An 18,802-nucleotide genomic window follows, 5' to 3' on the forward strand; every position below is an offset into this window, starting at 1 on the left:
GGCGGGGCCTCCGGGTTCTGGCGGGATGCGGCCGACGGGCCGTTTGATAAGCAATCTAATGATGGCGGCGGACCGTGTCAAAGGCCCGCCGCCGAGGGTCCCCGAAGGCCCCGCGCCGCTAGTCCACCTTGGAGAAGGCCTTGGCGGCGGCGCCGCAGACCGGGCACTTGGCCGGGGGCGCCCCCTCGGCGGTATAGCCGCAGACGGAACAGACGTAGTAGTCCGTCTCCTCGAGGTCGCCCATCTTCTCAAGGGCCTTCCGGTAGAGGTCCGCGTGGACCTTCTCCACCTCGTTGGCGAAGGTGAAGGAGCGCTCGGCGGCCTTCTCGCCCTCGGCCTTGGCCTCCTCGATCATCCGGGGGTACATCTCGGTGAACTCGTGGGTCTCGCCCTCGATGGCCTCTTTCAGGTTGGCGGCGGTGTCCTTGACGGCCTTGAGGGCGCGCAGGTGGGCATGGGCGTGGACGGTCTCGGCCTCGGCCGCCGCCCGGAAGAGCCGGGCGATCTGCGGGTAGCCCTCCTTCTCCGCCTGGGCGGCGAAGGCGAGGTAGCGGCGGTTGGCCTGGGATTCGCCGGCGAAGGCCTCGAGGAGATTCTTCTCGGTCTTTGTCATGGGGTCCTCCTGACGCGGGTTTTCCGGGATGGTCCCGATGTGTCTCCTGGGTGGATAGTACGGGGCCCTTCGGCGGAGGGCAACGGGTTTCTCCCCGCGCCGTCCCGGACGGCGCGGCCGGATCCGCGGCATCGCTGCAGGCGCCGCCGGGGCGCCTGGGCGGGTTCCCCCGGCGATTTGTCGTGGGGCCGGCACCTCTGCTATGAAATACCTATGGGTCGTTCCGCATCCGTCCTGATCCTGTGGGCCCTCCTCGGGGGCGCCGCCGGTTACCTGCTCTTCCACCCCTACGCCATGGCGGTGTGGCGGTGGACCGGCGGGCCTGCCGCCTTCCCGGGTGCCTTCGCGGCCGGTATGACCGCCATGGCCCTGGCCTTCGCCCTGCTGTCCGCGGCGGTGGGGTTCCTCGCCGGGCTCGCGGCGCTGCACCGCCGCCGGCTCCTGGAGCGGAGGTTCGAGGCGGACCTCCGGCGGGAGGTCCTGGAGGTCTACCGGCGCCTGGTGGGGGTGCTGTCCCATTACTTTCTGAACGCCGCCCTGGCCACGGAGGGGGCGGTCCGCCGCCTCCGGCGCCTGCCGCCGGGCGAGGCCGAGGAACCGCTCCGGGTCATCGAGGCCCATGCCCGCCAGGGAGAGGCCGTGATCCGGGTGCTCCAGGATCTGCCGCCCGAGGTCTTCGGGGCCGGGGACCCGGGTGACCCGGCGGCCCTCCTGGCCGCCACGCGCGAGATCGAGGCCCTGGTGGCCGCGGCGGCGGACGCCGCCGCCGGGGCGGAGAGAGGAGGTGACCCGTGACGGAAAGGACGCTTCGCCTCTGGCACCGGCGGCTGGGGATGGTGCTCTTCGTCTTCCTCCTCGTCCAGGCGGGAAGCGGCCTGGCCCTTTCCCTCCGGCACGCCCTCGGCGGCCCCCCGGCCGGGGAGGGCGTGCACCGGCTGGCGGCGGCCGCCGCCGACCTCCACCACGGCGGCGGGGAAGCCGGGGACCTCGGGCGGGTACTGCTCGCCGCCGGGATCCTCGTCCAGGCGGGCCTGGGGGCGGGCATCGGCGCCAAGGCCAGGGGCCGGCGGCGCCCTTCCTTAAGGCTCTGAGCCGGCGGGTCCCGACCCTCCCGCGGCCGGGATCTCTCCCGCCTTTCGCAGGGCCAGGCCCGCCAGGGCGGGTCCCGCTATCTCGTGGATGACCGTGGCTCCGATCACCACGCTGATGAGGGTGTCGGCCACCGGGGCGAAGGCCGGCTCGCCCCGCATCATGAGGGCCAGGCCGATGACGATGCCGCCCTGCGGGATGAGCCCCGGGGCCACGTAGCGCCGGACCTTCTCCGGGGCGCCGGAGAGCCGGGCGCCCAGGGCCGCCCCCCCGAACTTTCCCGCCGCCCGGGCCACCACGAAGAGGACCACCAGGACGGGGCCGGCCGCCAGGGCCCCGAAGTCGAGGTGCATGCCGCTCAGGGTGAAGAAGAGGACGAAGACCAGCTCCTCCGTGTAGCGCTGGAGCAGGCCGAAGATCCGGCGGCGCCTCGGGTGGAAGTTGGCCACCACGGCGCCGAAGGTCATGGTGGCGAGGAGCTCGTCCACGCCGAGGGCGGCGGCGGTGCCGAAGCAGAGCCCCAGCAGCGCCAGCATGAGCACGATGATCTCGCCCTCCGTCTCGCGGCGCAGCAGCGGTGTCAGCGCCACGAGGGCGGCACCGAAGAAGACCCCGAGCAGCACCCCGCCGCCGATGGCCCGGGCGGGGCCGGCGGCCAGGTCCAGCGGGCCGAACCCGCCGCCGGCGGCCAGGACCCGGGCGATGGCCGTGGCCAGGGCGTAGTTGACGATGCCGAAGGCGTCGTCGAAGGCCGCCACCCCCATGATGGTGGTGGCGACGTCGCCCCTGGCCCGGTACTCGTGGGCCACCGCCAGGGTGGCGGTGGGGTCGGTGGGGCAGGCCAGGGCCCCCATGAGGAGGCTCAGGGGAAGCGCGGCCCCCGCCGGTATCCCGAAGGCGCCGGGGCGGAGGAGCCTCAGGGCCGCGAAGGCGAGGACCACGCAGGCGAAGGCCAGCTCGGCCTCGAAGAAGGTCACCGAGAGGATGGTCCGGCCCAGGCGCCGGAGGCGGTCCCGGGCGAGGGTGCCCCCCACGGAGAAGGTGATGAAGGCCAGGGCGAGGTGGGTGACGGGGTCGGTCCGGTCGGGGAACGCGGCCGGCACCAGGGGGAGCAGGTGCGGGTTGAGGCAGATCCCGGCCACGATGTAGCCGGTGACCTTGGGAAGCCGACACCGCCGGGCCAGCTCCCCGAAGGCGAGGCCGGCCGCGAGGATGACGCCGACGATGAGGGCCGTGTCCATGGGCACACCTCCGGCGGGCCGCGGGCCCGGCGTCCATCTTCCCCCGGGGGGCGGGCGGCCGTCAAGGCGGTGCCGCTGGCACGGGCCTTGCTTGAATCAGGGAGCGATGGGTGACGGCGGCCCCCGGCCTCCGGGCCGGGAACGAACCGGCATATTGAATGATAACAAGATGTTGATGTAACAGCCGGCGCCGCCGTCCACCCCGAAGAAGGAGGTCAGAACTGCCCAAGTTCGACACGGAGTGACGAATTTGGGCACCGCTCCAAGGGCTGCAGGCACCACGAGCCGTTTCTTCCGGGTATCGTGGGCGCGTGCGGCCTTTTTACGGTGCGGGGACGACAGAAGAGGGCCGCGGGCCCTCGAGCGTGAAGGAGGGACGTATGGGCAAGCACTTTTCGCTTCTGGGGAAGGTGGCGTTGCTGGTGTCGCTCGTCGGCGGAACCGCCTTCGCCGGGGAACCGGTCCTGGTCAACGGCGGCTTCGAGACCGGCGACTACTCGGGCTGGACCCTGCGGGAGGGGAGGCCCGCCTACTTCGGCACCTGGGGCATCGCCCGGCACGGGGAGACCATCAACCGCTACCAGGCCGTCTTCGACTACTGCGACGCCATGATGGTGCAGGAGAACTCCGCGGGCCTGCCCCACACCTACGAGGCCACCGAGGGCGGCCTCATGGCGCTCCAGCTCCAGAACGGGGGCCAGGAGCACCGGATGTACCAGGACGTGGTCCTTCCCGACTATGCCCGTGCCCTGAGCTGGGATATGTTCTACAAGAACCACGCGGGCAGCTTCGGGCCGGACCAGTGCATCGCGGTCCACATCCGTGACCTGTCCGACAATGTCCTCGAGACGCTCTTTCTCACCGACGGGACCCAGCCCCAGGAGATCCCCATGACCCACTTCGTCTACGACATCTCCGCCTACGCCGGAAAGGCCGTGCGGATCGACGTGGACATGAAGGTCTACCGGAACTTCCTGGACGCCGGCTTCGACAACTTCCGGGTGGAGCTCGCCGACGTTCAGGCCCCTCCGGGATGGAGCCGGAAGAACAGGGGCAAGAAGGTCGGCTGGGGCGATGCCGCCATGCCGCCGGGTCTCGCCAAGAAGGGAAAGACGCCCAAGGGCTTCGACCAGGGCGACAAGACCGGTTGGCAGAAGGAGGCCGGAACGCCCTGAACCGGCTCCCGTCCTTCGGACGAGATGTCAGGGGCCGCGCCCGATCCGGGCGCGGCCCCTTTTTCGGCGGGGCCGCCCCTTCCCCGGAGCCACGCCGGGCCGTTCCGCCCCGCGCCCCCGGCCCTAAAGTATCCGCCGTGCCGGATCGATAAGGCGGGAAAGGAAGGGGCGCTACCGCGCGGTACCGCCCCGGGATGGAGGACGCCACGGCCGTCTCCTGCGACAGCCACCCGACCCGGCCGGCCCACTGGGCCTGCCCCCGGTGCCGGACGCATCTCTGCCCGGAATGCGTGGTCCCGGCCCCCGCGGGCTCCGCCCCCGGCACCGGCCGCCTCCGCCTCTGCCCCGGGTGCAACCTCCCCGTGGAGCCCTTGCCGGTCTCGAACTTCCTGCCCCCCTTCTGGCGGCGGCTGCCCCGGATCTTCCGCTATCCCCTCCGGCCCAGGCCCCTGGTCGTGATCCTGGGGGTGGCCGGCGCCAACCTCCTGGTCCGGGCCCTCCCGGTCCCGCTGCCCTGGCTCACGTTCCTCCTCCTCTTCCTGCTCTGGGGCGTCCTCTTGAACTACGCCTACGTGGTGCTCCAGGAGACCGCCCGGGGGAACTTCGAGCCGCCGTCGCCGGGGCGGGTCTCCACGGAGCAGTTCCCCGTGGTCTTCAAGATGGTCGCCCTCTACGCCGTGGTGGGCGGGGCCATCGGCCTGGTCGCCGGGGTGGCGGGAGGCCTGGCGGTGGCGTTCCTCGGGCGCGCCTCCGCGTCGGCGGTGGCCTGGGTGGCGATCCCCCTCGCCCTCGCCGCCTTCTGCTACATGCCGTCGATGCTGATGATCCTCGTCGTGACGGGGAGCCTCGTCCAGGCCCTCCACCCCGGCCGCTTCGGGGCCCTGGTGGCGCGGACCGGCCGGGGGTACCTGGTGCTCCTCGCCTTCCTGCTCCTCCTGGGGGCCGCCCCCGCCGCCCTCCTTCGGCTGACGGGCGGCGTGCTGCCGCCGGTCCTCCTCTTCTTCCTGGGGCAGGCCGCCTCGAACTACTACCTCCTGGTCACCTACCACCTCATGGGGTGCTTCATCCTCCAGTACCACGAGGAGCTGGGCTTTCCCGTGGAGACCGACCTCCTGGAACGGGCGGCCGGGGCCGGGGCGGGCGGTCCCGGCGCCGGCGGCGGTAGCCGTGCCCGGGTGGACGCCCTGATCCAGCAGGGCCGCTACGACGAGGCGGCGGCGTGGCTCCAGGGGCCGGCCCGGGCCGAGGTCCGGGACGACCCGGAGCTCTCGGACCGGCTCTTCCGGCTGCTCCGGCGCCGGCCGGACCCCGCCGCGGCCCTCGCCCACGCGGGAGAGTACCTGGACCTCCTCGTCCGGGTCGGGGACCGGGCCGGCGCCCGCCGCGCCTACCTCGAGTGCCTGGAGCTGGACGCCGACTTCGCCCCGGCCGCCGAGGTCCTCTACCGGGTCGGCGGGTGGCTGATGGAGGCCGGGGACCTCAAGCGGGGGGCGGCGGCCCTCCAGCGCCTCGTCCGGCGGTATCCCGAAAGCCCCCGCGTCCCGGAGGCCTGCTTCCGCCTGGCCCAGGTGATCCACGAGCGGCTCATGAAGCCCGCGCAGGCCCGGTCCATCCTGGAGGGGGTCCTCCGGCGGTTCCCCGGGCACGAGATCGCCCCGCGGATCCGGCGCTACCTCGAGCAGATGCCGGCCGCCTAGCCCTCTTCCCCCAGCCGCGTCTCGGCGAGGCGGGCCTCCGGGGCCCGGGGGAACCGGGCCAGGATCGCCTGGAGACACCGGCGGCCCCTCTCCGGCTCGCCGTGCTCGAGGCAGTGGCGCCCCAGGTGGAGGAGGGCGGTGGGAAGGGCGGGGTGGCCGGGCGCTTTTCGGAGGAGGTCCGCCACCTGGCCCTCCGCCTCGCGGACCTCCCCGAGGGAGAGAAAGACCTGGACCAGCCGGGCGCGCAGCTCCGGCGTCGCGGGCGGGTCCAGGCCCAGCTCCCGGGAGGTCCGCCAGACCTTCGCCGCCTCGGCCCAGGTGGACCGGTCCCGGGCCAGGCGGGCGAGAAGCCGCCCGGCGGTGCGGGCGAAGCGGGGGTCGCGGGGGGTCTCCCGGTCCACGAGGAAGAGCTGGCGGAGGGCCCCCACGTGGTCCGGCTCATGGGCCAGGATCTCCTCGAGGATGGGCCGGGCACCCGCAAGATCCAGCCGGCGGACCTTGACGAGGGCCGCCTCGTAGAGGGCCGGGACGGGGTCCTCGGGCGGCGGCTCGAAGGCCTCCGGGTCCGAGCGGTGGAGGAGGCGCCGGTCCAGGAGGCCGAGGAGCGCCCCGCCGGCCAGCCCCCCCACGTGGGCCGCGTAGGCCACGTGGGTGTCGCCGCCCAGGGCGAGCTGGGCGATCTCGTTCCCCACCCAGGCGGGGAAGAGGGCCAGGGCCGGCACCGTGGCGGTGCCGAAGTAGAAGCCCAGGGAGTAGAAGACCGGGATCCGCCGCCGGCCGTAGAGCACGGCGAAGGCCCCCATGAGGCCCGCCACGGCCCCCGAGGCCCCGATGAGCGGCATGGGGCTCCGGGGATAGGCCGCCCAGAAGAGCCCCGCGGCGGCCAGGCCGCCGAGGAGGTAGAGCGCGGCGTAGAAGGGGCGCCCGCAGCCGCCCTCGAGGGCGGTCCCCACCAGCCACAGGAAGACCATGTTCCCGATGAGGTGCCAGAAGCCCCCGTGGAGGAACATGTAGGTGACGGCGGTGAGCGGCGTGGCCGCGGCGGGCCGGAAGCCGAACCGCCAGGAGGTGACCCGGGCGCGGAGCGCGGTGTAGCGCTGGCGGAGCCGGCGCCACTCCGGCCAGCCCCGGGCCGGGGCGGGCCGGAGGCGCCCCGCCTCGAGCCGTTCCAGGAAGTCCGCGTCGGCCTCCATGGCCCGGTGGAGGCGAAGGAGGTCGGGCTCGGAGAGCCGGTCCGGGGGGGTCTTTCCCGGGATCGGCGGCCGATCCCCCCGTTCTTCGAGGTAGCGGAGGTAGAGGGGCGCCTCCATCCGGGCGAGGCCCGATTCCAGGTAGAAGGACTCGGCCTGCCGGTAGCGTTTCCCGTCCCCGAGCTGGAAGAGGACGAAGACGAGGCAGTTGGCGAGGAGGATCGCCAGGGTGGCCAGCGGCCGGTGCCGCCGGCCGGTGTCTCGGAGGACGGGGAGGAGGAGCATGGCGGTTCGGGGCGGGGCGCCCGGTCTGGGCCGGCGGCCCCGCTGCCTTCCTTGTCGGCCCCCGGCGCCCGCCCCTTGAGGCCGGCCCCCGGTCTCCTCAGCCCGGTTCGGCCGGCTCCGCCGCGTCGCCGTCGCGGCGGAGCGGCAGCCACAGGCGGAAGCGGGCCCCGGGCCCGGGGTGCTCCTCGAGGGTGAGCCGCCCCCCGTGGGCCTCGACGTAGGCGCGGGCCAGGGCGAGGCCGAGGCCGCGCCCGGATCCCGCGCGGCTCGGGTCTCCGCGGGTGAAGCGCCGGAAGATCCGTTCCCGGTCGGCGGGCGGGACCCCCGGCCCGGAGTCCTGGACGAGGAGGCCCAGGCCGCCCGGGCCGGCCTCGGCCCAGAGCCGGATCCGCCCGCCCGGCGGGGTGAAACGGATCGCGTTCTCGAGCAGGTTGGCCAGGGCCTGGCGGAGGCGGACCCGGTCGGCGGCGACGGCGGCTGGAGCACCGGGGCCCGGGGCCTCCACGAGGAGCTCGATGCCCCGATCCCGCGCGGCCGGGCCGAAGAAGGCCGCCAGCTCTCCGAGGAGCGCCCCGACGTCCATCGGTTCCACGCGAAGCCGCAGGAGCCCGGCCTCGGCCTCCGACAGGTCGAGCAGGGCGTTGAAGAGGGCGGTGCAGCGGTCGCACTCCTCCATGATGTGGGCGAGCGGTTCCTGGGCCCCGGGAGCCTGGGCCGCCGCCAGGGCGGTCTCGGCCATGGCGCGGATCCGGGTGATGGGGGTCCGGAGGTCGTGGGCCACGTTGTCCAGCATCTCCCGCTGCGTGCGGAGCAGGGCCTCGATCCGGCCGAGCATGGCGTTGAAGGTCGCGGCGAGGCGTGCCGGTTCGTCCCGGGCACCGCCTTCCGGCACGCGTCGGGAGAGGTCTCCCCCGCCGGCGATGTCGGCGGCCACCCGCCGGATCTCTTCCACCGGCCGGAGTCCCCGGCGGGTCACGAACCAGCCCAGGGGCAGCGCCAGGGCCAGGGCGAGCACGGTGCCCCAGGCCATGAGGTTCCGGATCGGGTTCAGGAGGCGGACGTCCCAGGCGGCGGGCAGGGCCACCTGGCAGGTGTAGCCCCCGCCGACGGGGAGGGTGAGCAGGCGGGCCTCCCGCCACGGCCGGGCGGGGATGGCGAGGCGCCGGATCCGGCCGGCGGCGCCGCCCGCCGGGTCGAGGGCCGGAAGCGGCACCTCGCCCCAGGGCCGGCGGTCCGTCTCGAGGACGACGCGGCCCGCAGGGTCGAAGAGGCGGGCGTAGTAGTTCTCGGGTCCCTCGCCGGCCGCCTCGTCGAGGATCTCGGCACGCACGGCCGCGAGGCCGCCCTCCCGGAAGGCGAGGCGGTATTCCCCGATCTCCTCCCGGAGCTCCGCCCCCACGTCCTGGTCGAGGACGCGGCCGAGGAAGTGGTAGGTCCCCCAGAAGAGGCCGAGCGTCGCCATCGCGAAGACGCCCGCTGTGAAGAGCGTCATCCGCGCCGCCAGGGAGAGCCGGCGCCTAGGGCTCGTCGCGGAGGACATAGCCGACGCCACGGATGGTGTGGATGAGGGGGGAGGCGAAGCCGCGGTCGACCTTGTTCCGGAGCCGGCAGATGTGGACGTCCACCACGTTGGTCCCGGCGTCGTAGAGGTAGCCCCAGACGTGCTCGAGGATCTGCGTGCGGGTGAGGACGCGCCCCGCGTTCCGGGCCAGCGCCACCAGGAGGTCGAACTCCTTGGGCATGAGGTCGAGGCGGCGGCCCGCCCTGGAGACGCGGCGCGCGGCCAGGTCGATCTCGAGGTCGCCGGTCCGGATCCGCGCCGCCGATGGCTGCCCGGCGCCCCGGCGGACCAGGGCACGGACCCGGGCCAGGAGCTCGCTGAAGGAGAAGGGCTTCGAGAGGTAGTCGTCGGCCCCGTCTTCGAGGCCCCGAACCTTGTCCTCCACCGCGCCCCGGGCGCTCAGGATGAGGATGGGGACGGAGGGGTTGCCCCGCCGCACCGACCGGACCAGGGAGAGGCCGTCGATCCCGGGCAGCATGACGTCCACCACGAGGCAGTCGAAGACCTCTTCGCGGGCGCGTTCGAGTCCCGAGGGGCCGTCGGCCGCCGTCACCACGGCGCAGCCCGCCTCGCGGAGCCCCTTGGCGAGGTAGCGCGCCGTCTGGCGGTCGTCTTCCACGACGAGGATCTTCATGGTCCTTCGGCGCCCCCGGCCGCACGAAGCGGCCGGGGGCCTCTGGGCCCTTCGCCCTTCCGCGCCGCGCCGCCGGACCGCGGGGCGGCCCCTCGGGAGATGGCCGGGTCCGTCGTCTGTCCCGGTGGGGCCATGGTGCCGCAGCCGGCGCCGGAGGTCAACACGGCCGGGGGGAGGGGACGGCGATCGGGGCCCCGCGGCGATGGCGGCGGGGCCATCGAAGATGACAGAAATTTCATCCACCTGTCATCCTCGTTCAAGAAAGGCCGCCTAGGATGTCCGCCGTGGGCCCCGCGGGCCGGGGCCCGTGGAGGATACGGGTGGCGGAACGATCGGCGGACATATCCCCCCGGGATGGGCGGCGGGTTTCCGCGGCGGCGGTCCTCTTCTGGGCGGCGGCCGTGGTCGTGCTCTTCTGGGGGCTCGGCGGCCGGGCCCTCTGGGGGCCGGAGGGCCGCTGGGCCGAGATCGTCCGGGAGATGTTCCTCGCGGGTGACTTCTTCCACCCCCGCCTGAACGGTTTTCCCTACTTCGACAAGCCACTCTTCTCCTACTGGGGCATCGCGCTGGCCTCCGTCGTGACGGGCGGGCTCGACGAGTGGGCGGTCCGCCTGCCCTCGGCCGTGGCCGGCCTCGTGGCCCTCTGGGCCACGGTGACCCTGGGTGCCCGGCTCTGGTCCCGGCGGGCCGGGTGGATCGCCGGGTGGATCCTGCTCACCACCGCCGGGTTCGCCGGGTGGGCCCGGGTCGGGAGCGCCGACGCCGCCAACCTGGCCGCCGTCATGGCGGCCGTGGCCTGGTACTGGGCGCGACGGGACGAGACGGGGTTCGGCGCCTACCTCGGCTTCTACCTGATCTGTGCCCTCGGCGCCCACTTCAAGGGGCTCACCGCGGTGGCCGTACCGGCGGCGGCCCTTCTCCCCGACCTCGCCCGGGGCGGCCGCTGGCGCCGCCACCTCAACCCGGCCCACGCCGCCGCCCTCTCCCTGGGGGTCGTGGCCTATCTCCTCCCCTTCCTCTACGCGGACCTGGCCGCCGGCGCCTACGGCGAAAGGGGGCTCTTCATGGCCTTCCGGGAGAACGTGGTCCGCTATGTCCACCCCTTCGACCACCGGGAGCCCTTCTACGTCTACTTCCGTTATCTCCCGGTGCTGCTGCTCCCGTGGACGCCGCTCTCGGCGGGGGCCCTCGCCGACATGGCCGCCGGGTACCGCCGGCTGGATCCCCGGGCCCGCTGGGTGCTCGAGGCGGCCGGGGCGGTCTTCCTCTTCTTCACCCTCTCCGGTTCCCGCCGAAGCTACTACATCCTGCCGGTGATCCCATTCTGCGCCCTGGCCGGCGCCGCCTACCTCGACGGGATCGGGGGACGGACGCGGTGGCGGGAGGCGGCCGTCCGCCTCCAGGCGGGGGTCTTCGCCGTCCTCGCCGCCGCCGAGATCGCCGGGGCCCTGGCCTGGCCCTGGATCCGGGCGAAGGCGGGCTGGCCCGAGGTCCCCGGCCTCCGGCTCGGCGGAGCCGCCGTCGGCACGGGCATGCTGCTGGCCCTCTGGGCCCCCAGGCGCCTCCGCCCGGCCCCGGGGTGGCCCCCGGCCGTGATGGGCCTCTTGGCCTCGGCGGCGGTGGCGGCCGCCGGCGTCTTCGCGGTGCAGCAGCCCCAGTTCGAGGCCTTCCGGACGGAGAAGCCCTTCCTCCTCGGGCTCAAGGCGGCCGCCCGGGGGGTGCCCCCCGAGCGGATCGGGGTCTACGGCAAGCTGATGTCCAACCTCTACTTCTACCTCGACGAGCCGCGCCCGGTGGCCCTCTTCCTCGGCACCGGGGACCTGTGCCGTTTCCTCGAGGCGCCGGGGCCGAAGGTGATCGTGGCCCGGGCCGAGGACCTCGACGTCATCCGCTGGGCCCTGCCGGCCGCGGTCGTCGAAAGGCCCCTCCTCGTCTCCCGGGCCTGGCCCCGGCTCGGGAAGGAGGCGGCCCGGCTCTTTGCTTGGCGGCTGGAGGGGGATGTCCGCTGCCACCGCTAAAGGCACGCGGGGCGCCGGGATCCGTGGCGGCCACGGCGGGGGGGTTCCCTTGGCCCCTTCCGGGCGCTATAAAGACGGGAACGGCGCCCCCTGCACCGCCGCGCCGTCGAGGCCCTTCCGGTGGAGGCGACAACGAATCCATGAACCGGTATCTCCCTCTCATCCTCGCCGGGGTGCTGCTCAACGCCCTGGCCCAGCTCGCCCTCAAGCAGGGCATGCGGGTGGTGGGCCCCTTCGCCTTTCGCCTCGAGGGGCTGGCCGGCCTCTGCCTCGAGGTGGCCCTGAACCCCTACGTGCTCGCGGGCCTGGCCTGCTACGTGGTGAGCGTGGTGGTGTGGCTCATGGTGCTCTCCCGGGTGGATGTGAGCTACGCCTACCCGCTGCTCAGCGTGGGCTACATCGTGACGGCTCTGGCCGGGAAGGCCTTCTTCGGCGAGGCCCTCGGCCCGGTCCGCTGGGCCGGGATCCTGGTGATTTGCCTCGGCGTCTACCTCGTCACCCGGAGCGCCTGAAGATGACCCCGACGGATCGGCCCGTCCGCGAGACGTTCCTCCCGTTTTCGCGTCCCACCATCGGCCAGGCGGAGATCGACGAGGTGGTGGACTCGCTCCGTTCGGGCTGGATCACCACGGGGCCCAAGGTGGCCGCCCTGGAAAAGGCCTTCTCCGACTGGAGCGGGGGGCGCGAGGCGGTGGCCGTGAACTCCGCCACGGCCGGGCTCCACATCCTGTTGTGCACCCTCGACCTCGCCCCGGGCGATGAGGTGATCACGACGCCCATCACCTGGCCCTCCACGGTGAACAACATCGAGATTCTGGGCGCCCGGCCGGTCTTCGCCGACGTGGACCGGGAGACCCTCCAGATCGACCCCGCCGAGGTGGAGCGGCGGCTCTCCCCGCGGACCCGGGCGGTGATCCCCGTCCACTTCGCCGGCGCCCCGGCCGATCTCGACGCCCTCCGGGCCCTCTGCGAGCCCCGGGGCATCCCGGTCCTGGAGGACGCCGCCCACGCCGTGGGCACCCGGTACAAGGGCCGGCTCGTGGGCGCCGAGGGCGAGGCCGCGGTCTTCAGCTTCCACCCCATCAAGAACATGACCACCGGGGAGGGGGGGATGGTGCTCTGCGCCGACCCGGAGCGGGCCGCCCGGATGCGCCGGCTCCGGTTCCACGGGATCTCCCGCGACGCCTGGCGGCGCTACGCCAAGGGCGGCGTCCCCCAGTACGAGGTGGAGGAGCCCGGCTTCAAGTACAACATGCTCGACATCCAGGCCGCCATCGGGCTCCACCAGTTCGCCCGGCTCGAGGAGTTCAACCGGCGCCGGGCGGAACTGGCCGCCCGGTACCACGAGCTCCTCGCCGGCATCCCCGAGGTCCGGCCTCTGGGCGGGGTCCCCTATCCCCACGTCCACGCCTGGCACCTCTACGTGGTCCGCCTGGAGCTCGAGGCCCTCGCCGTGGACCGGGACCGGTTCATCGCCGAACTCCAGGCCGAAAACATCGGGATCGGGCTCCACTTCCCGGCGGTGCACCTCCAGAAGTACTACCGGGAACGCTACGGCTTCCGGCCCGGGGATCTCCCCCGGGCGGAGTGGAACGGGGAACGGCTCTTTTCGCTCCCCCTCTACCCGCTGCTGGAGGAGGCCGACCAGGCGGACGTCGCGGCGGCGCTCGAGCGGCTCGTCCGTCGGTTCCGGAGGTAGCGCAGGATGCCCGGCGAGACGGCCCCCCGGCTCTCCATCGTGGCCCCCATGTACAACGAGGCGGCCAACGTCGCCGAGTTCTGCCGGCGGCTCTTCGCCGTTCTGGCGGAGGTGCCCGAGCCGTGGGAGGTGGTCTGCGTGGACGACGGCTCCACGGACCGGACCCTCGAACTCCTCCGGGCGGAGCAGCGCCGGCGCCCCGGGCTCCGGGTGGTGCGGCTCGCCCGCAACTGCGGCCAGCACGGGGCCGTCATGGCGGGCTTCGCCGAAAGCCGCGGGGAGTGGGTGATCACCCTGGACGCCGACCTCCAGAACCCGCCGGAGGAGATCCCGAGGCTCCTGGCCGCCTTCCGCGAGGGGCACGACCTGGTGGGGACCTACCGGGTGGGGCGCCGCGACACCCGGTTCCGGAAGTGGGCCTCTCGGGTCACCAACCGGCTCATCACGCGGATCTCCGGGATCTCGCTCCGGGACTTCGGCTGCATGCTCCGGGGATACAGCCGCCGCGTGGTGGATGGCATCCTCCGAAACCCCGAGTACCGGACCTTCATCCCGGCCCTGGCCACCTTCTTCGCGGCGAACCCCGTGGAGATCCCGGTCCGACACGAGGCGCGGGCCGGGGGCGACTCCAAGTACTCGCTCCTCAAGCTCCTCGGCCTCCAGCTGGACCTCATGACGGGCTTTTCGCTCTGGCCGCTCCGACTCCTCTTCCTGGTGGGGTCGGGGCTGGCGGTGGCGGGGCTCGCCATGGCGGCCCTCATCCTGGTGCTCCGGTTCGTCCTGGGGGCGGAGTGGGCCGCCCAGGGGGTCTTCACCCTCTTCGCGGTGCTGTTCTTCTTCGTGGGCGGGCAGTTCTTCGCCCTGGGGCTCCTCGGGGAATACATCGGGCGGATCTTCCAGGCGGTCCGGCGGCGGCCGGCCTACCTCGTCGGAGAGGTGTACGAGCATGGCGACGACGCTCCTTGAGCGCCGGCAGACGGCCGGAGACCTGCTCTTCTGGACCGCGGCCGCGGTCCTCCTCTTCTGGGGGCTCGGGGACCGTGGGCTCTGGACGGCGGAGGGCCGGTGGGCCGAGATCGTCCGGGAGATGTTCCGCTCCGGCGACTACTTCCACCCCACCATCAACGGGGCGGCCTACTTCGACAAGCCGCTTCTCACCTACTGGCTCATCGCGGCGGCCGCCAAGGTGCTGGGCGCCCTGGACGAGCTGGCGCTCCGGCTGCCCAGCGCGGCGGCGGGGCTTGCGGCCCTGTGGGGGCTCCGCGACATGGGCGCCCGCCTCTTCTCGCCCGGGGTGGGGCGGGCGGCGGGCTGGATGCTGCTCACCTCCTACGGTTTCCTCTTCTGGGCCCGGGCCGGGACCGCCGACATGGAGAACCTCGCCGCCGTCACCCTGGCCGTGGCCTGGTACCTTGCACACCGGGAGCGGCCGGGGTTCTGGAACTATCTGGCCTTCTGGCTCATCTGCTTCGTCGGCGCCGAGACCAAGGGGCTCACCGCCGTGGTGGTGCCGGTCCTGGCCGTGGCGGCCGACCTCTACCTCCGGCGGGACTGGTCCGCGCTCCGGGACCCTCGGAACATCGCCGCGGCCCTGCTGGCCGCCGGGGTCTACCTCGTCCCCTTCGTCTATGCCGGCCTCACCCGGCCCGGCTACGAGGAGAGCGGCCTCGCCCTGGTCTTCCGGGAGAACGTCCAGCGCTTCTTCCAGCCCTTCGACCACAAGGAGCCCTTCTACGTCTACCTCTACTACCTCCCCATGCTGCTGCTCCCGTGGGCGCCGCTTTTCCTGGCCTCGCTGGCCGGCGCGCCCCGCTGGTGGCGCGGGGTCCGGGACGGGGCCTCCCGGGCCGCGCCGGAGACCTGGGTCTTCCTGGCCCTGGTGCTGGTCTTCTGCTTCTTCACCGCCTCGGGGTCGCGCCGCAGCTACTACATCCTGCCGGCGCTGCCCTTCGCCGCGTTGTGGATGGCCGCCGGGTTCGAGCACCCGGCGGCGGTCTTCGGCCGGTGGGCGGGCGCGGCCCTCCGGGTGCAGGGCGGGTTCCTGGCACTGGCGGGCCTTGCGGCCCTGGCCGCGGCCGCCGCGACCCCCCTCTGGGAACGGCGCCTGGGGTTCGTGCCCCCGCCGGGCCTTGCGGCCCTGGTGGCGGGGATGGGGCTCGCCGCGGCCGCAGCCGGTGCCGCGGCGGCCTTCTCCTCCCGCCGCCTCGGGCCCGGCGGCCGGGCCCGGGCCGCCGTCGCCGCCGCGGCCGTCCTCATGGGGGGGTATTTCCTCGGCTGCCTCGGGCTCCTCGAACCGTACCGGACCGAGAAGCCCTTCGCCCTGGCCCTCAAGCGGGAGCTCGCCGCGACACCGGGGGCCCGGGCGGCCTTCTACCGGAAGGCCTCCCCGAACACCATCTTCTACCTCGATCCGCCGGCGGACATCCCGGTGCTGGCCGACGCCGCGGCGGTCCGGGCCTTTCAGGAGGGGCCGGGGGTCCCGGTCCTCGTCTCGCGGAGGAAGTATCTGGCGGAACTCGCCCCCCTGGGCCTCGACCCGGCGGCGGCGTCTCTCGCCGAGCCGGTCCGCCCCTGGGAGGGGCGGGCCCGGAGAAAGCTCGTGGCCTGGCGGCTGCGGGCGGGCGGGGGGAGGTAGCCCGTGTCCGTGGTCCTCTTCGGCTACGGCGACATGGGGCGGACGGCCTACCGGGTGCTCCGGGGGCTGGGCGTGTCCGTCCCGGCGGTCTTCACCCACCGCGACGACCCGGGGGAGACCCGGTGGTTCGGGTCGCTGGCGGAACTCGCCGATGGGGACGGGGTCCCGGTCTTCGCCCCGGAAGACGTGAACCGCCCGGAGTGGGTGGCGCAGATCCGGGACCTGGCGCCGGACGTCATCCTTTCCTGCTACTACCGGCGGATGATCGGCGAGGAGATCCTCCGCCTGCCCCGGATCGCCGCCTTGAACCTCCACGGCTCGCTCCTTCCCAGGTACCGCGGCCGGTGCCCGGTGAACTGGCAGATCCTCCACGGCGAGCGGGAGGGCGGGGTGACCCTGCACCACATGGTGCGCCAGGCGGACGCAGGCGACATCGTGGGCCAGCGGGCCGTCCCCATCGCCGAGACCGACACCGCCCTCGACCTCTTCCGCAAGTGCGAGCAGGCGGCGGCGGAGCTCCTGCGCGAGATGATCCCGAGGGTCCTCGACGGCACGGCGCCGCGGGTTCCCCAGGATTCGTCCCGGGCCACCTACTTCGGCGGCCGGCGGCCGGAGGACGGCCGCATCGACTGGTCGTGGCCGGCCCGCCGCATCTACAACCTGGTCCGGGCCGTGGCCTGGCCCTACCCCGGGGCCTTCGGGTTTCTCCGGGGGCGGCGGCTCATCGTCTGGTGGGCGGAACCGGCCCCGGCCGCCCCCGGTCCCGCCCCGCCGGGCACGGTGCTGGAGGGGGGCGCCGCACCGGTGGTGGCCGCGGGGGAGGGGGCGCTGCGGCTCGTGACCGTGAGCGAGGCCGGGGCCGGCCCCGACACTCCCCTGGATCTCGCCGCCCTGGTCCGGCCGGGGGACCGGTTCGAGTGACCCATCGCGGCCGCCCGGCGGCCGCCCCGGATTGCAAGTCGGCCGGGCCGAGGGGCCCGGCCCAGCCAAGGAGCCGTCTCATGAAACTGCTCGTCCTGGGAGTCAACGGATTCATCGGCAGTCACCTCACCCGGCGGGTCGTGGCCGAGACCGACTGGGAGATCTACGGGATGGATCTCGCCGCCGACCGGCTCGGCGACATGGTGGACCACCCCCGGGTGCACTACATCGAGGGCGACATCTCCATCAACAAGGAGTGGATCGAGTACCACGTGAAGAAGTGCGACGTGTGCCTCCCCCTGGTGGCCATCGCCACCCCGGCCAGCTACGTCCGCGACCCCCTGGCCGTCTTCGAGCTCGACTTCGAGGAGAACCTCCGGGTGGTGCGCCAGTGCGCCCGCTACGGGACCCGGGTGATCTTCCCCTCCACCAGCGAGGTCTACGGGATGTGCCCGGAGCCGCCCTTCAACGAGGAGACGAGCCTCCTGGTCTACGGTCCCATCCACAAGCAGCGCTGGATCTACGCCTGCGCCAAGCAGATGATGGACCGGGTCATCTGGGCCATGGGGCAGCACCGGGGCCTGCGCTTCACCTTGATCCGGCCCTTCAACTGGATCGGGGCCGGGCTCGACACCCTGGCCACCCCCAAGGAGGGCAGCTCCCGGGTGGTGACCCAGTTCCTGGGCCACCTGCTCCGGGAGGAGCCCATCAACCTGGTGGACGGGGGGCGCCAGCGGCGCAGCTTCACCTACGTGGACGACGGGCTCGACTGCCTGCTCGCCATCCTCCGGAACGAGGGCGGGCGGTGCGACGGCCGGATCTTCAACATCGGCAACCCCGCCAACGACGTCTCCATCCGGGAGCTGGCGGAGCTCATGATCGACGTCCTCAAGGAGTTCCCGGACCTCGCTCCCCTGGCGGAGAAGGCCGAGCTGCGCGAGGTCTCCGCCGAGGCCTTCTACGGCAAGGACTACCAGGACATCGGCGCCCGGGTGCCGGACATCACCGCCGCCCGCGAGGTGCTGGGCTGGGAGCCCAAGATCGGCCTCCGGGAGGCCCTCCGGCGCACCATCGCGGCCTACGTGGCCGACTGGCGCGCGGCACGGGAGGCCCTGGACCCGGCCGGGGGCGCATGAGCCGCGGCGCCCCCGTGGCCCTCAAGGTGGACGTGGACACCCACGACGGCATGCGCCGCGGGGTGCCCGTCCTCCTGGAGATCCTGGCCCGCCGCGGGGTCCGGGCCACCTTCTTCCTCTCCTTCGGGCCGGACAACGCCGGCAAGGCCGTCTTCCGCCTCCTGCGAGAGCCGGTCTTCCTGAAGAAGATGCTCCGGACCGGGGCCCCGAGCCTCTACGGCTGGCGCACGGTGCTGTCCGGGACGCTGCTCCCGGCCCGGCCCATCGCCTCGGCCTTCCCGGATCTCGTGCGCCGGATCGAGGCGGAGGGCCACGAGGCGGCGGTGCACGCCTGGGACCACCGGCGCTGGCAGGACCACCTGGACCGGATGGACCGGGCGGCGGTGGCGGCGGAGTTCGGGCGGGCCTTCGCGGCCTTCTCCGGCATCCTTGGGCGCCCGCCCCGGGCCACCGCCGCCCCGGGGTGGCAGGCCACGGCGGTGAGCCTCGAGGTCCAGGACGGGCTGGGGTTGCGGTACGCGAGCGATCTCCGGGGCGGCCCGCCCTGCCGCCTGCGCGCGGCGGGGCGGGCCTTCCGGACCCTCCAGGTCCCCACCACCGGGCCCTGCATCGAGGAGCTGCTGGCCGTGGGGGTCCGGCGGGCGGCGGATCTCCGCCGCGCCCTCCTGGATGCCCTGGCGGGCGAGCCCTTCCCGGTGCTCGCCGTGCACGCCGAGGTGGAGGGGGGACCCTACGCCGAGTTCTTCGATGCGCTCCTTTCGGAGCTCCTCGCCCGCCACGCGGGGATCCGCACCCTGGAAGCGACGGCCGAACGGGTGCTCGCCCGGCCGGAGGCCGTCCCCGTCCGCGAACTGGCCCGGGCGTGTCTTCCGGGCCGGGCCGGCACGGTGGCGACCTCGGGCTGAGCC

General features: G+C 73.6%; 17 protein-coding genes. 12 read left to right on the forward strand and 5 right to left on the reverse strand.

Annotated elements, in window-relative coordinates; genetic code table 11:
- Positions 1 to 118: 118 nt before the first annotated feature.
- Positions 119 to 613 (reverse strand): rubrerythrin family protein, encoded by a 495-nt coding sequence (locus HCU62_RS02880; RefSeq protein WP_163299140.1) that lies wholly within the window; start codon positions 611 to 613, stop codon positions 119 to 121.
- 213 nt (positions 614 to 826) lie between these two features.
- Here HCU62_RS02880 and HCU62_RS02885 point away from each other — a divergent pair, with 213 nt between their 5' ends.
- Together HCU62_RS02885 and HCU62_RS02890 are read left to right on the forward strand one after the other, a co-directional pair.
- Complete coding sequence (locus HCU62_RS02885; protein ID WP_163299141.1) at positions 827 to 1,408, forward strand: hypothetical protein; 582 nt, start codon at positions 827 to 829, stop codon at positions 1,406 to 1,408.
- Positions 1,405 to 1,704 (forward strand): hypothetical protein, encoded by a 300-nt coding sequence (locus tag HCU62_RS02890; protein ID WP_163299142.1) that lies wholly within the window; start codon positions 1,405 to 1,407, stop codon positions 1,702 to 1,704. The genes HCU62_RS02885 and HCU62_RS02890 overlap by 4 nt, the downstream gene beginning before the upstream one ends.
- On the opposite strand, the gene HCU62_RS02895 is transcribed toward HCU62_RS02890, so the two are convergent.
- The gene (locus HCU62_RS02895; protein WP_163299143.1) at positions 1,693 to 2,943 is read right to left on the reverse strand and encodes a cation:proton antiporter; all 1,251 of its coding nucleotides are present in this window, start codon (positions 2,941 to 2,943) and stop codon (positions 1,693 to 1,695) included. The two genes, HCU62_RS02890 and HCU62_RS02895, sit on opposite strands and share 12 nt — an antisense overlap.
- Positions 2,944 to 3,323: 380 nt before the next feature.
- Here HCU62_RS02895 and HCU62_RS02900 point away from each other — a divergent pair, with 380 nt between their 5' ends.
- Together HCU62_RS02900 and HCU62_RS02905 are read left to right on the forward strand one after the other, a co-directional pair.
- Entirely contained in the window at positions 3,324 to 4,118 is a 795-nt protein-coding gene (locus HCU62_RS02900) for a hypothetical protein (protein WP_163299144.1), read from the forward strand.
- A gap of 194 nt (positions 4,119 to 4,312) precedes the next feature.
- Positions 4,313 to 5,815, forward strand: a complete 1,503-nt coding sequence (locus tag HCU62_RS02905) for a tetratricopeptide repeat protein (RefSeq protein ID WP_163299145.1) — start codon at positions 4,313 to 4,315, stop codon at positions 5,813 to 5,815.
- Here the strand turns inward: HCU62_RS02905 and HCU62_RS02910 are convergent.
- The 3 genes from HCU62_RS02910 to HCU62_RS02920 all read right to left on the reverse strand — a co-directional run bounded on the left by HCU62_RS02910 (position 5,812) and on the right by HCU62_RS02920 (position 9,485).
- Positions 5,812 to 7,290 carry a rhomboid family intramembrane serine protease gene (locus tag HCU62_RS02910; protein WP_169755407.1) on the reverse strand — a complete coding sequence of 493 codons (1,479 nt, stop codon included), beginning with the start codon at positions 7,288 to 7,290 and terminating at the stop codon, positions 5,812 to 5,814. The genes HCU62_RS02905 and HCU62_RS02910 overlap by 4 nt on opposite strands.
- A gap of 97 nt (positions 7,291 to 7,387) precedes the next feature.
- Positions 7,388 to 8,752 carry a sensor histidine kinase gene (locus HCU62_RS02915; RefSeq protein ID WP_169755408.1) on the reverse strand — a complete coding sequence of 455 codons (1,365 nt, stop codon included), beginning with the start codon at positions 8,750 to 8,752 and terminating at the stop codon, positions 7,388 to 7,390.
- 55 nt (positions 8,753 to 8,807) lie between these two features.
- Entirely contained in the window at positions 8,808 to 9,485 is a 678-nt protein-coding gene (locus HCU62_RS02920; protein ID WP_163299069.1) for a response regulator transcription factor, read from the reverse strand.
- A gap of 320 nt (positions 9,486 to 9,805) precedes the next feature.
- Between HCU62_RS02920 and HCU62_RS02925 the strand changes: the two genes are divergently transcribed.
- From HCU62_RS02925 to HCU62_RS02960, 8 genes are all read left to right on the forward strand, one after another.
- Complete coding sequence (locus HCU62_RS02925) at positions 9,806 to 11,503, forward strand: ArnT family glycosyltransferase (protein ID WP_163299068.1); 1,698 nt, start codon at positions 9,806 to 9,808, stop codon at positions 11,501 to 11,503.
- Positions 11,504 to 11,643: 140 nt separating this feature from the next.
- A complete protein-coding gene (locus HCU62_RS02930; RefSeq protein ID WP_163299067.1) occupies positions 11,644 to 12,015 on the forward strand; it encodes an EamA family transporter in 372 nt (123 codons plus the stop codon).
- Between the two features lie 2 nt (positions 12,016 to 12,017).
- Positions 12,018 to 13,202, forward strand: coding sequence for an aminotransferase class I/II-fold pyridoxal phosphate-dependent enzyme (locus tag HCU62_RS02935; protein ID WP_163299066.1), 1,185 nt, complete (start codon positions 12,018 to 12,020; stop codon positions 13,200 to 13,202).
- Between the two features lie 6 nt (positions 13,203 to 13,208).
- Complete coding sequence (locus tag HCU62_RS02940) at positions 13,209 to 14,168, forward strand: glycosyltransferase (RefSeq protein ID WP_163299065.1); 960 nt, start codon at positions 13,209 to 13,211, stop codon at positions 14,166 to 14,168.
- Complete coding sequence (locus HCU62_RS02945) at positions 14,149 to 15,837, forward strand: ArnT family glycosyltransferase (RefSeq protein WP_163299064.1); 1,689 nt, start codon at positions 14,149 to 14,151, stop codon at positions 15,835 to 15,837. Before HCU62_RS02940 ends, HCU62_RS02945 begins: the two co-directional genes overlap by 20 nt.
- A gap of 3 nt (positions 15,838 to 15,840) precedes the next feature.
- A complete protein-coding gene (locus HCU62_RS02950; RefSeq protein WP_169755409.1) occupies positions 15,841 to 16,758 on the forward strand; it encodes a formyltransferase in 918 nt (305 codons plus the stop codon).
- Positions 16,759 to 16,838: 80 nt separating this feature from the next.
- Complete coding sequence (locus HCU62_RS02955) at positions 16,839 to 17,894, forward strand: bifunctional UDP-4-keto-pentose/UDP-xylose synthase (RefSeq protein WP_163299267.1); 1,056 nt, start codon at positions 16,839 to 16,841, stop codon at positions 17,892 to 17,894.
- Complete coding sequence (locus HCU62_RS02960; RefSeq protein WP_163299266.1) at positions 17,891 to 18,799, forward strand: polysaccharide deacetylase family protein; 909 nt, start codon at positions 17,891 to 17,893, stop codon at positions 18,797 to 18,799. Before HCU62_RS02955 ends, HCU62_RS02960 begins: the two co-directional genes overlap by 4 nt.
- Positions 18,800 to 18,802: the final 3 nt, after the last annotated feature.

Source organism: Dissulfurirhabdus thermomarina, from assembly GCF_012979235.1.
In the GTDB taxonomy this organism is placed as follows: domain Bacteria; phylum Desulfobacterota; class Dissulfuribacteria; order Dissulfuribacterales; family Dissulfurirhabdaceae; genus Dissulfurirhabdus; species Dissulfurirhabdus thermomarina.

Coding starts and splice junctions, on each gene's coding strand:
- HCU62_RS02880 (WP_163299140.1), bottom strand. CDS start 613: ATGACAAAGACCGAGAAGAATCTCCTCGAGGCCTTCGCCGGCGAATCC.
- HCU62_RS02885 (WP_163299141.1), top strand. CDS start 827: ATGGGTCGTTCCGCATCCGTCCTGATCCTGTGGGCCCTCCTCGGGGGC.
- HCU62_RS02895 (WP_163299143.1), bottom strand. CDS start 2,943: ATGGACACGGCCCTCATCGTCGGCGTCATCCTCGCGGCCGGCCTCGCC.
- HCU62_RS02900 (WP_163299144.1), top strand. CDS start 3,324: ATGGGCAAGCACTTTTCGCTTCTGGGGAAGGTGGCGTTGCTGGTGTCG.
- HCU62_RS02905 (WP_163299145.1), top strand. CDS start 4,313: ATGGAGGACGCCACGGCCGTCTCCTGCGACAGCCACCCGACCCGGCCG.
- HCU62_RS02910 (WP_169755407.1), bottom strand. CDS start 7,290: ATGCTCCTCCTCCCCGTCCTCCGAGACACCGGCCGGCGGCACCGGCCG.
- HCU62_RS02915 (WP_169755408.1), bottom strand. CDS start 8,752: ATGGCGACGCTCGGCCTCTTCTGGGGGACCTACCACTTCCTCGGCCGC.
- HCU62_RS02920 (WP_163299069.1), bottom strand. CDS start 9,485: ATGAAGATCCTCGTCGTGGAAGACGACCGCCAGACGGCGCGCTACCTC.
- HCU62_RS02930 (WP_163299067.1), top strand. CDS start 11,644: ATGAACCGGTATCTCCCTCTCATCCTCGCCGGGGTGCTGCTCAACGCC.
- HCU62_RS02935 (WP_163299066.1), top strand. CDS start 12,018: ATGACCCCGACGGATCGGCCCGTCCGCGAGACGTTCCTCCCGTTTTCG.
- HCU62_RS02940 (WP_163299065.1), top strand. CDS start 13,209: ATGCCCGGCGAGACGGCCCCCCGGCTCTCCATCGTGGCCCCCATGTAC.
- HCU62_RS02945 (WP_163299064.1), top strand. CDS start 14,149: ATGGCGACGACGCTCCTTGAGCGCCGGCAGACGGCCGGAGACCTGCTC.
- HCU62_RS02955 (WP_163299267.1), top strand. CDS start 16,839: ATGAAACTGCTCGTCCTGGGAGTCAACGGATTCATCGGCAGTCACCTC.
- HCU62_RS02960 (WP_163299266.1), top strand. CDS start 17,891: ATGAGCCGCGGCGCCCCCGTGGCCCTCAAGGTGGACGTGGACACCCAC.